The 15440-nt window shown below is 61.1% G+C and carries 12 protein-coding genes; 6 read left to right on the plus strand and 6 right to left on the minus strand.

Annotated elements, in window-relative coordinates; translation table 11 throughout:
- Positions 1–251 precede the first annotated feature (251 nt).
- Positions 252–1253, plus strand: a complete 1002-nt coding sequence (locus TU74_RS09330; protein ID WP_048376203.1) for a FecR family protein — start codon at positions 252–254, stop codon at positions 1251–1253.
- Here TU74_RS09330 and pvdQ read toward each other — a convergent pair.
- Positions 1250–3544, minus strand: a complete 2295-nt coding sequence (gene pvdQ, locus TU74_RS09335) for a bifunctional acylase PvdQ (RefSeq protein WP_048376205.1) — start codon at positions 3542–3544, stop codon at positions 1250–1252. The two genes, TU74_RS09330 and pvdQ, sit on opposite strands and share 4 nt — an antisense overlap.
- 312 nt (positions 3545–3856) lie before the next feature.
- Between pvdQ and TU74_RS09340 the strand changes: the two genes are divergently transcribed.
- Complete coding sequence (locus TU74_RS09340; protein ID WP_048376207.1) at positions 3857–4240, plus strand: hypothetical protein; 384 nt, start codon at positions 3857–3859, stop codon at positions 4238–4240.
- Here TU74_RS09340 and TU74_RS09345 read toward each other — a convergent pair.
- Positions 4237–4425, minus strand: coding sequence for a hypothetical protein (locus TU74_RS09345; protein ID WP_047276524.1), 189 nt, complete (start codon positions 4423–4425; stop codon positions 4237–4239). The genes TU74_RS09340 and TU74_RS09345 overlap by 4 nt on opposite strands.
- Positions 4426–4574: 149 nt before the next feature.
- Between TU74_RS09345 and TU74_RS23410 the strand changes: the two genes are divergently transcribed.
- Positions 4575–4760 carry a hypothetical protein gene (locus tag TU74_RS23410; RefSeq protein WP_080960359.1) on the plus strand — a complete coding sequence of 62 codons (186 nt, stop codon included), beginning with the start codon at positions 4575–4577 and terminating at the stop codon, positions 4758–4760.
- Between the two features lie 12 nt (positions 4761–4772).
- Here TU74_RS23410 and TU74_RS09350 read toward each other — a convergent pair whose 3' ends face one another.
- Positions 4773–5678 (minus strand): LysR family transcriptional regulator, encoded by a 906-nt coding sequence (locus TU74_RS09350; protein ID WP_048376209.1) that lies wholly within the window; start codon positions 5676–5678, stop codon positions 4773–4775.
- Between the two features lie 118 nt (positions 5679–5796).
- Here TU74_RS09350 and TU74_RS09355 point away from each other — a divergent pair, with 118 nt between their 5' ends.
- Entirely contained in the window at positions 5797–6792 is a 996-nt protein-coding gene (locus tag TU74_RS09355) for an aldo/keto reductase (protein WP_048376212.1), read from the plus strand.
- Between the two features lie 59 nt (positions 6793–6851).
- Here TU74_RS09355 and TU74_RS09360 read toward each other — a convergent pair whose 3' ends face one another.
- From TU74_RS09360 to TU74_RS09370, 3 genes are all read right to left on the minus strand, one after another.
- The gene (locus TU74_RS09360) at positions 6852–10526 is read right to left on the minus strand and encodes a translocation/assembly module TamB domain-containing protein (protein ID WP_048376214.1); all 3675 of its coding nucleotides are present in this window, start codon (positions 10524–10526) and stop codon (positions 6852–6854) included.
- The gene (locus TU74_RS09365; protein ID WP_047276530.1) at positions 10523–12250 is read right to left on the minus strand and encodes an autotransporter assembly complex protein TamA; all 1728 of its coding nucleotides are present in this window, start codon (positions 12248–12250) and stop codon (positions 10523–10525) included. Before TU74_RS09365 ends, TU74_RS09360 begins: the two co-directional genes overlap by 4 nt.
- Positions 12251–12313: 63 nt before the next feature.
- Positions 12314–12964 carry a GNAT family N-acetyltransferase gene (locus TU74_RS09370; RefSeq protein ID WP_047276532.1) on the minus strand — a complete coding sequence of 217 codons (651 nt, stop codon included), beginning with the start codon at positions 12962–12964 and terminating at the stop codon, positions 12314–12316.
- 184 nt (positions 12965–13148) lie between these two features.
- Here TU74_RS09370 and xthA point away from each other — a divergent pair, with 184 nt between their 5' ends.
- Positions 13149–13961 carry an exodeoxyribonuclease III gene (gene xthA, locus TU74_RS09375; protein ID WP_047277916.1) on the plus strand — a complete coding sequence of 271 codons (813 nt, stop codon included), beginning with the start codon at positions 13149–13151 and terminating at the stop codon, positions 13959–13961.
- A 142-nt stretch (positions 13962–14103) separates the two neighbouring features.
- The gene (locus TU74_RS09380) at positions 14104–15420 is read left to right on the plus strand and encodes a substrate-binding domain-containing protein (RefSeq protein ID WP_048376216.1); all 1317 of its coding nucleotides are present in this window, start codon (positions 14104–14106) and stop codon (positions 15418–15420) included.
- Positions 15421–15440: the final 20 nt, after the last annotated feature.

Here is a 15440-nt window from a genome sequence, read left to right on the forward strand (position 1 = left end):
GATATCTGCAACCAGATCCCAGGCTGCGTCGGGGAGTTCATACCGCTTTGCCATCTTGGCCTCCTGGCTTTAATGGCGGTGTATTTTACAGAAAATCGTATTTCTTGAGTTTACGTACAGAGCCTAGCTTGCCGCAGTAAACGTAGCAGAGAAAAAACCAGCCATGAGACTCAAATGACATGCTTTTGACATGACTCAGGTTCTCGTTCGCTCTGGCACAGGGGTAGAATGCCCAAAACCAGGAAGAGCCAATGAGCGAAACACGCCTCACCGAAGCCCAATACGATGCCATCACCGAGGCCGCTGCTCAGTGGTGCATGCGCCTGCATGAGCCCGATTGTACGGATCGGGAGCGTGAGGCGTTTACGGTGTGGCTGAACGCCGACCCCCTGCACGCGTTTGAATATCAAGCGATGCAAGATATCTGGGAAGTCAGCGAACACCTGCCCAAGCCCGAGCCTGTTACCCTGCAAGTGATTGCACGGCCTCAACGCTCCCGCCAGCCAGCCTGGCGAAAGCTGGCTATCGCTGCGGCCATCACCTTGCTGGCAGTTCCGGTCGCGGCTTACAGCGGTTGGGAGTTGGGTTGGGTGCCCAATGCCTACGAGCGGGTGCAGGCGCACGCCCACCTGCAGACCGTGACCCTGCCGGACGGCAGTGAAGTCGAGCTCAACCTGGGCACGGAACTCACCTACGCCAACTACAAAGACCAGCGCCGGGTCACCCTGAGCAAAGGTGAAGCTTTCTTTAAGGTGAGTCACGATGTCACGCACCCGTTTGTGGTGCAGGCGGCGGAAGGCCGTGTGCGCGTCACCGGTACCCAGTTCAACGTCTGGATGTATCAAGATCAGGTCAAAGTGACATTGCTGGAAGGCTCGGTGCTGGTGACCAGCAATAAAAAGCTCAGCGGTGACGGGCTGCGCCTGGAGCCGGGCATGCAGGCACGCTACAAAGCGGGCGACTATGCCCCGCAAATCAGCCAGACCTACGCCAACTCGCCGGATCTGGCGTGGCGCAACGGCAAGTTGGTGCTGGACAACCTGACCCTGGCCGAAGCGCTGCCCCTGATCAACCGCTACCTGAGTACGCCGCTGGAACTGGCGGACAGTGCCACCGGCGCCCTGCGCGTGGGTGGCGTGTTCAACACCACAGAAATCAACAGCCTCGTGACTTCCCTTCCCAAAGTGTTACCGGTCTACCTGACCCTGAGTCAGGACGGTAAACCGGTGCTCAACGCCCTGCCGCGCGGTTAACGGCGCTGCCGGATCTCAACCCGCTGGTAGTTCGGATCGGCATTGATCTGCGCGTCGGTAAACGGCAAGGTTTGCCACTGTTTTTTCGAGAACGCTCGGGTCTGATCCGACGCGTGCCGGGACGCCGGGTCGCTTGAGAGCGAAAACGCCAGCATGCCTTGGGCCTGTGGGCCGTGTTCGTCAAACGTGACGGTTTGCACATAACTGGTGCCGCTGACGACCTCTTGCTTGCCACCCTCTCCCGGCACGCTCTGCATGGCGTTGTAAACGCCGAGTACCGCCGGGCCACCATGAATCGGCGTGCGCTGGCCACCCACGCTGACACCTTGAATCTCGCCCCACGTCACGTCCGCGCTCAACCCTGCTTGCGCCACCTGCGCGGCCGAGGCCGCGAGCGCCTCGTGCACCGCCTGGCGCACCGTCGGCTGCTCGATATTCAACCCGCGCGGCGTGTGCTGCGGGTCCGCCGGACTGAACGGCACCCGCCACACGTCAGGCACCGCGAACAACTGCGCCATGAGGTTCTGGAAATGCACCAGGCCGATACCGCTGTCCAGATTCGCTTGCTGATCCCATGCCTTGAGGCTCGCGCACACGGCAACCAGCGGCGCCTGCTGTTCTGCTTGGCAGACGTGAAGCAGATCGGGCATCACCTGCCCGGCCAGGTACACCCGGTTGTCCATCACCATCCCTTGCAGGTCCGAGACTCCGAGCGTTCCGGGCTGACTCAGGCGCTGCAAGGCAAAGCGCGCACGCGGCCCCAAGGGCTGACCGTCCTGACTGATCAGCGGCGAATAGCCCCGCAGAGGCGCCTGCGGGTTGGCCATCCAGGCTGAGTCGTTGGAATGCTGCACGTAATCCGTGCGCCGCAATTGCGGTAATTGGCGGGCCGGGTAAATCCCGGCCTGGGCCGCATGGGGGTCGACGGTCCATGCACACGTGCTGCGACTGCCATCGAGCAGGATCATCTCCAGCCCTGCCGCAGGGTCGCTACACGCCGCCAGTTTGGCCTGATCGACATACGGCACCACTGACAGGTTCATGTAGAGCGTCTGGCCCTGGTCATCCACCGCCAGCGTGTTGACCCACGGGATGCCTTGAAGGCGATTGACCGACGCTTGCAGGGCGTCGAGGCTGTGCGCCTGATTGATCGCGTACCACTGCTGCAACACGCGATCGTTATCAAGATTGGCGTCCCGCAGGCTGAACGCCACGTGATCGTCCCAGTCCAGCTTGCCCGGCCACTGCACGACCGGCCCGAATGCCGAACTGTAAATGACCCGTGATTGCGGCTTGACGCTGCCATCGGCCTGCTTGACCTCAACGCTGACGGTTTGCTCATGCAGCGGCAACGACTGGCCATCCAGCAGGTAACGCTTGGGGTCCTGCGGATCGAGGGCCAGCCGGTACAAGGTGAAGTGTTTAGAGGTGTCGACCGTATGGGTCCAGGCCATGTGCCGGTTGAAGCCGATATTGATCAATGGCAGGCCGGGCAAGGCAGCGCCCATTACATCGAGTTTGCCGGGGATGGTCAGGTGCATTTCATAAAAGCGCATGCCGCCGACCCATGGAAAATGCGGGTTGGCCAGCAACATCGCGCGGCCGGTATTTGAGCGTTCGCGGCCGATGGCCACGGCATTGCTGCCCCGGTCCAGGGCAAACCGCTGCATGCGCTCGGCAGCCAACGCGAAGGGCTGCGGGCGACTGGCCAGCCGGGCGCTGGCTTGAGGCGGCGTAGCCCCCACCAGCGCTTCGGCAAACTGCCCCACCCCGCCTTCCACCAACAGACGGCGGGTCAGCTTGACCAGATCCTGTGGCGTGAGCGGGCGCACCGAGGGGTTGTCGCACGCTGCCGGCAAAGGGTTGCGCTCGCTGAGCTGGCGGTTGTAACCGGCGACGTAGCCTTCAATCAGCGCTTGGACCTGCGGGGTTTGCGCCTGCCAGAACGCGTCCACGGCGTGCGGCGTGTTCAACCATTTGAAAAACACATCGCTGGACAAGTTGTCACGCTGCTCCAGGGTCTGCCCCTCAGGACCAAAGAATTTCGAGCGCTCGCCATTTACCGTGGTGACTTCATTGGCCAGCAAACACAGGTTGTCTTGCGCGTAGGCATACCCGATGCCGTAACCCAGGCCGCGCTCATCGGCGGCCTTGATGTGCGGCACGCCGAACGTGGTGCGCCGGATTTCGGCACTCACGTCCATTGAGGGTGTCTGAGCCTGGGCTGAAACACTTAGCCCCAGACACAGTCCTGCAAGACACGCTTTGCTTAATGGCCTGGAAATAATCACGCGGACTCCTGCTTTGTCTTAGAAATGCCCGGCGGCGCGCGCGATCACACGCGACTGCCCGGCCGATGCCTGCCCCACGTGGGGTTTCGTCGCGACTGCAATGAAACGGGGACAGACCCTAAAGACGAAGCCGGTGAAAAAAAATTAATCCGCCGCTGCAACCTCGTCTGCACGGGGGCTTTGACGCGCCTGCACTGGCGTGACGACAAAATTTCTACAACCCACTGTTCATGATTTTGGCTGCTCATTCGTCTAGTTACTAAAGAGCACTTTTTTGTTTTCCTGATCAGGCTCTGAAAAGGAGTTTTTTGCATGCACAACTCGCAACTGCCAACGGACGGTCATCAACAACGCAAATCAGCTTTTCAACCCGACAACGGGTTGCTGGAGGCCCCGGTGCAACTGCACGGCAATGAACGTATTCGACACTTACTGAAATTTTTCGGGCTGCGCACCAGCCTGGTGCGGCTCAAGGTGATCGACGCGCTGTTGACGGCCGCTGGCAATGATCGTCGGCTGGGGGTGCGCGGTATGCACAGCCACTTGCAGGCGCTGGATATTCCGCTGTCTTTTCTGAGTGTTCGCGAGGTGCTCAAGCGCCTGTGCAGCGAGGGGGTGGTGGTGCTTAACAGTGACAAGAGCTACAGCCTGCATCCACAGGCTGAAGCGGTGCTGACCGGTCAGATCGAGGCTTAAAGCTTGGTCTTGCGGCGCATGACGCCATTGATGACCACGACCACCACGGCCACGCCGATGGCGATGTACTGGAACATCTTCTCGGTGATCATGCCGGCGTTTTGCATGTACGAAAGACCAAACATGATCCCCAGCACAACCAGAGAGATCAGAATCGAGTATTTCAAGCGCTGCGAAGGAGTCATTACCTGTTCCTGAAAGTAAGGCGGAAAACACAGGCCGGAATTTAACAAATATGTCCGGCTCATGGAGATGAATTGAAACAATCCTGGTCTCATCTTACAGCCGGAGAAGCGTTTTCGCTTGAGCCGGCTTTCACCCTGAGGATTGATCCATGCTCCGTCGTACTGCACGCCCGCTTGCACTCTTGCTCATGTTGACCCTGAGCGGGTGCGTCTTTTATCCAGACCATGGAAGGCATCACGATCATCGGCACGACTCGCGATACGATCAGCGCTATGACCAGCAGCGCTATGACCACCGTTACGACGATGGCCGGCCGGGTTATAACCGCCGCTGAACCGCATTCCGGTTAACGCCTGAAACCACTGGTGGGCCTGGCGCACAGGTCCACCAACCAGTCGACAAACACCCGCACCCGTGGCGACAGTTGCCGATGCGGCGGGTACAACGCCGTCAGCGCCATCCGCGGCGGTGGGCAATCCGTCAAGACGGCCTGCAAGCGCCCTTCGCGCACCAGCTGTGTCACGTGGTAGTGCGGCGCCTGCACCAGCCCATAGCCCGCCACACACGCCGCCAAATACCCTTCTGCACTGTTGACCGATACCTGCTTGGGCAAATTGATCAACTGCACGTCCTCGCCATGCTGAAATTCGAGCCCGTAGCGCTTGCCTGACGCACCGGAGAAATACTCCACCATCTGATGCCCGCTCAACTGCGCGAGGGTCAGCGGCACCCCATGGGTCAGCAGATAGGCAGGGCTGGCGCAGGTCACCTGATCCATCTGCACCAGCGGCCGGGCCACCAGTGAGTCGTCCAGGGTGAGGCCACCGCGAATCACGCAGTCCACCCCCTCGCGAATCAAATCCACCGGGCGGTCATTCAGGCCGATTTCCAGGTCGATTTGCGGGTAGCGCCCGGTGAACTCCGGCAACGCCGGGAACACCACCAATCGCCCGACCGCCGCGGGCATCTCGACCCGCAGCGTGCCTTTGGGCTGACGGGTGCTGAACAGCCCCTCCGCTTCTTCCAGGTCAGCCAGCAGGCTGACGCAACGCTGGTAATAGGCCGCACCATCGAGGGTCGGGCTGACCTGACGGGTGGTGCGGTGCAGCAATTGCACGCCCAGATGGGCTTCAAGTTGTTTGATCAGCACCGTCACTGACGCACGGGGCATATGCAGGCTGTCAGCCGCCTTGGCAAAACCACCCAGCTCGACGATGCGGGTAAACACCCGCATCGCATTGAATCGGTCCATATCCGCTCCCGTCCCGGCCTGGATTATTCGGATTATCCGAACAGTGATAGTGTTTTTACCCGGTTTATCTTGCATGTGTCGAGGTTAAGAATAGGCCACCCACTCAGGAGGACTTCACATGCACACCCGCCCACTCGGAAAAAACGGCCCGCAAGTCAGCGCCATTGGCCTTGGCTGCATGGGCATGACTGACTTTTACACCACCGGCAGCGATACCCGCGAAGCCGTGGCCACCTTGCACCGCGCGCTGGAGTTGGGGGTCAATTTTCTCGACACCGCCGACATGTACGGCCCACACACCAACGAAACCCTGATCGGCCAAGCCCTTCGTGGCAAACGTGACCAAGTGTTTCTGGCCAGCAAGTTCGGCATCGTGCGCGACCCGGCCAACCCCAAGGGGCGGGCAGTGAACGGCCGTCCGGAGTACGTTCGTCAGTCCATCGACGGCAGCCTGAAACGCTTGGGCGTCGACACCCTCGACCTGTATTACCAACACCGCATGGACCCCGAGGTGCCGATTGAAGAGACCGTCGGCGCCATGGCCGATCTGGTCAAGGCGGGCAAAGTCCGCTACCTGGGCCTCAGCGAAGCATCTGTGGCCACGCTCGAACGTGCGCATCACGTGCACCCCATCAGCGCCCTGCAAAGCGAATACTCACTGTGGAGTCGCGATCAGGAAGACAACGGCTGCCTTGCGGCTTGCCAGCGTCTGGGCATTGCCTTTGTGCCCTACAGCCCCTTGGGGCGCGGTTTTCTGACCGGCGCACTGAAAAGCCCCGAGGACTTCGCGGCGGACGACTATCGCCGCTCCAATCCGCGGTTTCAGGACGATAACTTTGCGAAAAACCTGCAACTGGTGGATCAGGTTAAGCAACTCGCGGCCGACAAAGGCGTCACGGCCGGGCAACTGGCGCTGGCCTGGGTATTGGCGCAAGGGGATCACCTGATCCCGATTCCGGGGACCAAGCAACGTCATTACCTGGAAGAAAACATCGCGGCGCTAGACATCAGTTTGAGCGCTAACGAGTTGGACGCCCTGCAAGCCATCTTCCCTCCAGATGCCGTGGCCGGTTTGCGCTATGCCGAAGAAAACATGAAGCAGCTTAATCGGTGATTGCAGATCACCGCCTCACGCTGCCGGGCAGCGTGAGGCGGCGAAGGCTGACACACGGGCTAAAAGTCGCGCTTGTAGAAGATGTCCAGCGAGCTGGCAAAGCCGCTGGCCACTTCCACGTACACCCGTTTGCTCAACTTGTAACGCAAGGCAATGGTGCTCGCCGGCTCAAACACCCCGACGCCATACCCCACACTCAACCGCTCATTGATCTTGCCGCTGGCAACCACCGACGTGCTGTCACCGCTGCCTTCGGTGTCGAGTTCGAAGTCCTTGATGCCCAAGTGATTGGCCAGCCCCGAGGTAATCCCTGAGCTGCCCATCAAGCCAAGGCCCAGCGCAGCCTCCGCCAGCATGTTGTTGTCTTCGCCGGTGCCCGACAGCGGACGCCCCAGAATCAGGTAGGAAAGCGCCTGCTCCTGGCTCATGGCCGGTTCAGAGAAGATCTGCGTGGTCGGTTGTTCTGCGCTGCCGGTCAGGCGAATGCCCGCAATCACGTCATCCGTCTGGCGAATCGCCTCGATGTCGAGATACGGCTGCGCAATCGGCCCGGCGAACAGCAGGCGCGCCCGGCGTATGGTCAGGCGCTGGCCATAGGCACGGTAGCGGCCGTTGTTGAGGCGCAACTCGCCGCGGGTGTCCAGGTTGTTGCCAATGTGCACCTGGCCCACCAGATCGGCGTTCAAACCGAACCCCGAGAACGTCAGCAGCTCTTGCCCGACGATGACGTCGATGTCCATGTCGACCACCATCGGGGCGTCTGCATCGGAGGTTTGCTGGCCAACGATCACCGTGTCATCAGACACCTTGACCGTCGACGGCGGCAGTTCGCGCACGGTGATTTCGCCCTTGGGCACGTTCACGTTGCCCGCGATCAGCAAGGTGTTATCGGGGTTGAGCGAAATTCTCAGGTCCGGGGCCACATCCAGTTTGGCATAGGGCTCAACCGTCACGGGCAGGTGGCTGCCCTTGACCAGCACGTTGACGGCCATGGTGTTGCCCCACGCCACATTCCCGCTGATACTGCCCAGCCCCAACTGGCCGCTGGTCCAGCCGCCGTTGAGCAAAGCCGTTTCGCCCACAATGTTGGCGGTCAGTTGCAGGTTCTCGATAGTGGTTGGCAGTTGCGGCCCGGAAATCTGCCCGCCGGTCAGGGCCACTGTGCCGTTGATGCGCGGCGCCAGTAACCCGCCCGTGAACGTGCCCGTGCCATTCAATTGACCGGCGAGTGTTTCGACCATGGGCACAAACGGACGAATCACCGACACATCCAGCCCGCTCAAGCGAAAATCGCCAGTCACCGGCTTGCTCTTGGGCAGAGGGTTGATGCGCGCATTGAGCATCAGTTGCCCGAGTTTGCCGCCGTTGAAATCAAAGCGGGTGTCGACCCGGCTCGGCGTCAGTTGACTGGTCAAGCGCAACGTCTGGTACGGGAAGTCCAGCCACTGGCCTTTGTCCTTGATGCGCAACGTGCCGCCGCTGGCGTCCACCACCACTTGTCCTTTAGGCCCGCTGGCTGGCAAGTCGAGGGATAAGTCGGCATTGAGCTGACCTTGCCACCGGAAGTCGTCGGGCAGCCACTTGGCCAGGCTGTCGAGCGGGAACTGCTTGAGATGGAAACGCAGTTTGGGGTCCGGCATCAGCCGTTGTTCTTCGCTGCACAGACTGGCAGGCCCCGACATCCAGCACTGAGCCCCCAGGTTGATCCGGCCATCGGCCAGGCGCTCCAGACGCGCCGGTTTTTGCAAGGCCCAGTCCTGACCACCGGCCTTGACGTCCCCGCTGAGCAAACGCCCGCGCCACTGGTCTTTGTCCAGACCGCCATCGAGTGCCAGGGCGAGTTGCAGCATCGGCCCTTGCAGCGCAAGTTTCAGTTGCTGTCGCTTCAGATCCCCACTGCCGTTGACGGTCAGCACACCCAACTGCGTATCGCCACTCGTGATCCCGCTGCCCTTGAGGTCAATCCGCCCGTGCTGATTGCGATCGAGCGCGGCATCCAGGCTGAGGTGTTGCAAGCGGTTGTCGGCGAAAGCCAGTTGCTGGCCATTGAGTACCAGCTTGCCCTGCGGCGCCTTGAGGGTACCGCCGACATCGACCCGGCCTTTGAGCTGACCGCGCAGGTCTGGCCACAACTGCCCCAAGCGCGGCAGATTGAGGTCCAGTTGCGCCTTGAGTTGTTGCTGCACACGGGCCGTGCCATTGATGCGGTTGTCCCCCAGGCGAATGTCCAGCGCGCTGAGGTTCCAGTCCTCGCCCGCCCCTTGGGCCTTGGCCTGCAACACGGCGGGCAAGCCGCGCAAACGGCCTTTGAGGTCGAGGTTAGCGTTCAGCTCCAGACGTTCATCCTTGAATGAACCTGTGCTGCGCAGCGGCCCCCCGAGATTGCCCGGCAACTCGGCCACCCAATACGCCGGGTCGATTGCGCTGAGGTCCAGTGCGGTATCCCAGGCCACGCCGTCGGCAAACTGCACCTTGACGTGGCCTTGGGCCTTGCCCTGCCCCGCCACCAGTTCCAGTTGCGGCAGGTAGAGGTTGCCCAGATCACCGCTGAACGGGCTGGCCAGGCTAAACGCCCCGGCCGGGCCATCCAGGTTGGCCTTGAAGTTGCCCAGGTAGTTGCCATCGGTGTAAGACACTTCGCCGTTGAAAGTGCGCAGGTCCACCTCCGGCTTGGCGATGACCGGGTACAAGCGGTGCCAGGGAAACGCCAGCCAGTCGATCTTCGCGTCGGCCTTCACGCCTTCCTGCCAGTCCACTCGCCCGGACAGGTTCAGGTGCTGCTCGGGGCTGACGGTCAAATTCAGTGCCGACACCTGCGCGCCCGTGGCGTCTACCCGCCCCTTGAGCAGTACACGGACGGGGGCTTTTTCGGCGGGCAGGCTGGCGCTACCGTCCAGCACATAGCCGTCCTTGAGGTCGCCCTTGGCCGTCAGCACAAGCTGATTGACTTGCAGGGTGTCCGGCAGCTCGGGGCTGGCCTTGAACGCGTCAGCGGTGATAATGACCTGTGCTGGCAAGTGCTCGGCCAGCGGCTGCAATTGGCCTTTTAGCTGTGCGTTGAGGTAGCCGGTACTGTCAGCGATCAGATTCAGGGAAGTGCGTAAATGGCCGTCGACCTTGAGCGCCAGCGCCCAGGGTGTTTGATCAGACGAGGGCAGCCGGATAGTGCCTTGCAGGGTCAACGGCCAGTCACCATTGGGCTGCAACAGACCGGACAACTCGACGTTCACGTCCTCGCGATCCACGTGCACCGAATCGATCTGCAACCCTTTGGAGGTCCATTGAGCCGCCATCTGCATGCCCTTGAGCTGCTCGATACCGTTAAACAGCACATTGCCGACTTTGATCACACCCACTTCGATGGCCACCGGCAACGTCAATTCAGGCAGGCTGACCGGCCCGCTGCTGCTGTCTTCACTGGGCGGGAATTGCAGGCTGACACGCTCGGCCTGCAACTGATCGATGCACAGGGTCATGCGTGTCAGGCAGGACGGCGACCAGGCAAAAATCGGTTTATCCACTTCCACACGGCTGGTGCCCTGCTCCCACAGCAGATGGTCAGCACTCCATTGGCCGCCCAGGCGCCCGGCAAAATTGTCGATCTGCAAACCTGGCACCTGGCCCAACACCCAGCGACTGCCCGCTTGCGTACCCAGCACGATCCCCAGCGCCAATGCCACCAACACCACCAGGGCCAGCAACACCAGACCCGCTATTTTCAACCCACGAATCACAGTTCTGGCCCCATGGAAAAGTGCAAACGAACGCCGCCGTCATCATCCAGCGCGTGGGCCAGGTCGAGACGGATCGGACCGACCGGCGAGACCCAGCGGATCCCCACCCCGACCCCGGTTTTCAGGCTTGGAAAATCAAGGTTGTTGAAGGCGTTGCCTTTGTCGACAAAGGTTGCCCAGCGCCACTTATCCGCGAACTGGTATTGATACTCGACGCTGCCCGCAACCATGTAGCGGCCGCCGATCCGGTCACCGTCGGAGTTTTTCGGTGACAGGCTCTGGTAGTCATAGCCGCGTACGCTTTGATCACCACCGGCGAAGAAACGCAGCGACGGTGGCACTGATTTGTAGCCGTTGGTGGCACTGCCGCCGAACTGTATGCGGCCGAGGAAACGGTGTTTTTCCCACAGAGTTGTCAACGCCTTGAATTGCGCGTTGCCGTGCAACAGGTTGGTGTCCGACATCAGCCCTTCCTTGGCCACCTGCGCATCCAGCGACACGCTGTAACCATGGGACGGGTCGATGCGGTTGTCGCTGCGCAACACGGCATAGCTGACGCCCGGCATCAACAGGGTGCTGAGCCCCGAGTCGTCGCCCAACCGGTACTCTTCGTGCTGCCAGCGCAACGAGACAATCCGCGTCCAGCCGTTATCCAGCTTGCTGTGCCACTCGGGGCCGACGGTCAGCAATTTGCTCAAGGTGTCGGTGTTGGCGATTTCTTCGTACTGATACCCGGCCGCAAAACGCAGTTTGTCGGTCAGCGGCGGGTCGAGCGGAATGTCGTACCAGGCGCCAACGTTTTGCTTGGGTTGTGAAATTTCAGACTCAAAACCGTAACTGTCCCCACGGGCATTGTCCCAGTGACGCATCCAGCTGGCCTTGCCTCGCGGCCCGGTATCGGTCGAGTAGCCCAGGCCCAACGTCATGGTGCGCGGTTTGCGCGTATGCAGGTCGACATCCACCGGGATGACCTGCCCGACAGCCGTACTGGGCGCGGCATCGACCCGCACCACTTCAAAATAGCCGCTCGATTGCAGGTTCTGGTTCAGTTCGTTGACCAGTTCCGAATCGTAGGGCGTGTCCGGTTTGAACGGCACCATGCGCTGCAACAGCACGTCATCGAACGGCGTGTCACCCGTAAAGCTGACCTTGCCCAGCACGTAACGCGGCCCGCTTTCGTAGACAAGATTGATGTCTGCGTAGCCCCCCTTGGGGTCGACCAGCAGCTCGTGACGGGTGAATTTACCGTCAAAGAAACCGTAGCGCAGCGCCCGGTTCTGGATCATTTGCTTGGCGCTTTCGTAATTGCCCTGGTTAAGCACGGCCCCCGGCTTGAGGTCGTCAGCGGGCGGAATTTGAAACGCCTTGAGCGAAGCCGCCGGGCCTTCGACACGCACGTTGACGTTGCGCAGATGCACCGGCTCGCCGGGATCGATGCTCAACACCAGACGCGGCGGCGTGCCGGGCTGGACTTCACTTTCAATGATGGGGTTGTAGTACCCCAAGGCTTGCGACGCTTTGAGGGCCTGCTCGTGTGCGCCGCGTTTGAAGCGCAGCAAAGCCGCCTCGTCGCGGTCGCCGAGGCTGCCTATATAGCCTTCCACATTGGCCTTGAGGGCGTTATTGGCGGGCTTGACCCTGACCACCAGCTCGCTTTGCGCACAGACTGCAAAGCTGCTGAGCAGCAGGACCACACCGCTGGTAAATCTTCCTGGAAACGTCATAGGCGCGGATGCTAACACGGGCAAGGAGCGTCATAGAGCACACCTGGGGGAAGAAGTTCGTCCTCAACCCGTTGCTGTATGTAACACCTGAGGATTGGCGTGAAAGAAAACGTGCTCACGCACCGGCCCGATGGCGACTTCGCCAATTTCGACGTAACCCTGCTTCTTATAAAACTCCAGGTAACGCGGGTTGCCCGTATCCAGCACCACCCCTTCGGAGTGTTCGTCTTCGGCGCACCAGTTGTGCACGGCTTCGAGCAACTGCTCGCCATAATGCTGGCCCTGAAATTCAGGGTGAATGCCCAGCAGCGGCAGCATGTGCACGGCATCGCCCGGCACGCAGGCCAGCACCGCCTGATGGTACTCAAGGTAACGGCGAGTACAACGCAAACCGGTACTGAGCACCATGCGCAACTGCCAGGCCCAGCTTTCAGTGATGTCCAGACGCCGCATCGGCGGCGCGATCAGGGCCACCCCCACCAGCCGGTCATTGACCAGCAACCCCAGCCCCGGACGGTCCTGCAAAAAATGCTGTTTGACCAGTTCCCGCACCGTCGCCCTGACCCGCTGTTCGTAACCCCGGCGGTCAGCATCGAACAGAAAGCGGAACGTCGGTTCATGCCGATAAGCCTGATACAGCAACGACCGCGCCTCGCGTGAGTACCCCCCATCGAGCAACTGGATCTGGGCGGTGGCATTCGACGTTTGCGTCATGACGTTCAATCTCCGTGGCGGCGCTTGGATGGCGGCGCTTCTAGTGAGTACGAGCCCCCGAGTGCCACAACAGTTCCATCGTGGCGCATGCAACCTACGTTAGCAGTGCATTTGCCCTACCGCACGCTGGCCGCTGAGGCGTCAGTCCGCTAGCATCGCTGTTTTTGCTCAGGACTGCCCGCCCATGAAAATTGTGTCATTCAACATCAACGGCCTGCGCGCTCGGCCTCATCAGCTGGCAGCGCTGATCGAAAAACATCAGCCGGACGTGATCGGCCTGCAAGAAACCAAAGTCAGTGACGAACAGTTCCCTTTCGCTGACATTGAAGCGCTGGGGTATCACGTGCAGTTCCATGGCCAGAAAGGCCATTACGGCGTCGCGCTGCTGTCCCGTCAGGCGCCGCTGAGCATTAATAAAGGCTTTGCCACCGATGAAGAGGACGCCCAGCGCCGCTTCATCTGGGGCGAATTCGCGGACGAAAACGGTCAGCCGGTGACCATCATGAACGGGTATTTCCCACAAGGTGAAAGCCGCGATCACCCCACCAAGTTCCCTGCCAAGCAACGTTTCTACAGCGATTTGCAGCAGTTGCTTGAAAGCCGGTTCAGCAACGAACAGCCTTTGGTGGTCATGGGCGACATCAATATCTCGCCCCAGGATTGCGACATCGGTATCGGCGAGGTCAACGCCAAGCGCTGGCTGAAAACCGGCAAATGCAGCTTCTTGCCCGAAGAGCGCGAGTGGATGGAGCGCCTCAAGGGGTGGGGCCTGGTGGACAGCTTTCGCTACCTGCACCCGGACGTCACCGACCGCTTCAGTTGGTTCGACTACCGTAGCCGCGGCTTCGAAGACGAACCCAAGCGCGGCCTGCGCATCGACGTGATTCTGACCTCCCAAGGGTTGGTGCCGCGCATCAAGGACGCAGGCGTCGACTACGACCTGCGCGCCATGGAAAAACCATCAGACCATGCGCCGATCTGGCTGGAACTGAGCTGACAGCGCGCCTGTGCGCCGCTGCCGGGCCACGCCATCGCGCGGAGCACGTCAGCGGCACGCCGCACGATCCGGCTGTCATCGGCTTGCAACGTTTCTGACTTAAATTGCTGGCACTTTTATGGCCCCAGGAAGGTGCCGGATCATGCTGCGTTTAACGTCTTTCATCCTGCTGTGGGCCATGACGGCGTTGGCCTGGGCCGCACCGGTGGCTGACCTGAGGATTCAGGGTTCCAACACGATTGGCGCCAACCTTGGCCCGGCGCTGGTTGCCGCCATGCTTGCCGGGCAAGGCTTGCGCGACATCCACAGCGTGGCCGCGCCGCCTCCCAACGAACAGACCATCATCGGCACTGACGCCCACGGCCGACAGGTGCGGGTGGACGTCGCGGCCCACGGCTCAGGCACCGGATTCGCCGCCCTGAATGCCGGTCAGGCCGATGTGGTGGCGTCTTCACGCCCGATCAAGGACCGCGAGCTGGTGGACCTCGAACGCCTGGGCGACCTCAAAAGCCCGGACGCCGAACAGGTGATTGCCATTGACGGGCTGGCGATCATCCTCCACCCGCGCAACCCGCTCACAACGTTGAACACCGAGCAACTGGCACAGGTCTTCAGCGGCCAGATCCAGACGTGGGAAGCATTAGGCGGCATCGGTGGGGCGATTCATCTTTATGCGCGGGACGATCAGTCCGGCACCTGGGAAACCTTCAAGGAGTTGGTGCTTAATCGCAGCCCGCGGGGGTTGAGCCCGGACGCCAAGCGTTTCGAGTCCAGCGAGCAATTGTCCGATGCGGTCAGCCGGGACCCGCAAGCCATCGGGTTTATTGGCCTGGCCTATGTACGTCAGGCCAAGGCCGTGGCCATCGTTGACGGTGCCTCCCAACCGATGCTGCCGCTGGAGAGCCTGATTGCCAGCGAAGATTACCCGTTGTCGCGGCGCCTGTTCTTTTACCTGCCGCCCAACGCGAATAATCCTTGGGCCAAAGCCCTGATTACCTTCACCCAAAGCACCCAAGGCCAGGCCATCGTCGCGCGCAACGGCTTTGTGGCCCAAAGCATCGTGGCAGGCCACGTGACGCCCGGGCCGCACATGCCGGCCGAATACCGGACGCTCACGCAACAGGCGCAGCGCTTGTCGGTGAATTTTCGTTTTGAAGAAGGCAGCGCCTCGCTGGACAACAAGGCCCGGCAGGATGTGTTGCGTGTCGTGGACTATTTGCGGGCCCACGACAAACTCGGCAAACAGGCGACGCTGGTGGGCTTTGGCGATGTGAAGGACGACCCCGAGCGAGCGCAACTGTTGTCAAAACTGCGGGCAATGGCCGTGCGCCGGGAATTGGCGAAAAGCGGTGTCATCCTGCGCGAAATCCGCGGCTACGGCGCGCAAATGCCGGTGGCGGCCAACACCGAAGACGAAGGCCGCGTGAAGAATCGCCGGGTTGAGGTGTGGGTGTATTGAGACGGCTACCCGTTGCAGAC

It is taken from the genome of Pseudomonas lundensis, assembly GCF_001042985.1.
GTDB lineage: Bacteria > Pseudomonadota > Gammaproteobacteria > Pseudomonadales > Pseudomonadaceae > Aquipseudomonas > Aquipseudomonas lundensis.

Coding starts and splice junctions, on each gene's coding strand:
- TU74_RS09330 (WP_048376203.1), top strand. CDS start 252: ATGAGCGAAACACGCCTCACCGAAGCCCAATACGATGCCATCACCGAG.
- TU74_RS09340 (WP_048376207.1), top strand. CDS start 3,857: ATGCACAACTCGCAACTGCCAACGGACGGTCATCAACAACGCAAATCA.
- TU74_RS09345 (WP_047276524.1), bottom strand. CDS start 4,425: ATGACTCCTTCGCAGCGCTTGAAATACTCGATTCTGATCTCTCTGGTT.
- TU74_RS23410 (WP_080960359.1), top strand. CDS start 4,575: ATGCTCCGTCGTACTGCACGCCCGCTTGCACTCTTGCTCATGTTGACC.
- TU74_RS09350 (WP_048376209.1), bottom strand. CDS start 5,678: ATGGACCGATTCAATGCGATGCGGGTGTTTACCCGCATCGTCGAGCTG.
- TU74_RS09355 (WP_048376212.1), top strand. CDS start 5,797: ATGCACACCCGCCCACTCGGAAAAAACGGCCCGCAAGTCAGCGCCATT.
- TU74_RS09365 (WP_047276530.1), bottom strand. CDS start 12,250: ATGACGTTTCCAGGAAGATTTACCAGCGGTGTGGTCCTGCTGCTCAGC.
- TU74_RS09370 (WP_047276532.1), bottom strand. CDS start 12,964: ATGACGCAAACGTCGAATGCCACCGCCCAGATCCAGTTGCTCGATGGG.
- xthA (WP_047277916.1), top strand. CDS start 13,149: ATGAAAATTGTGTCATTCAACATCAACGGCCTGCGCGCTCGGCCTCAT.
- TU74_RS09380 (WP_048376216.1), top strand. CDS start 14,104: ATGCTGCGTTTAACGTCTTTCATCCTGCTGTGGGCCATGACGGCGTTG.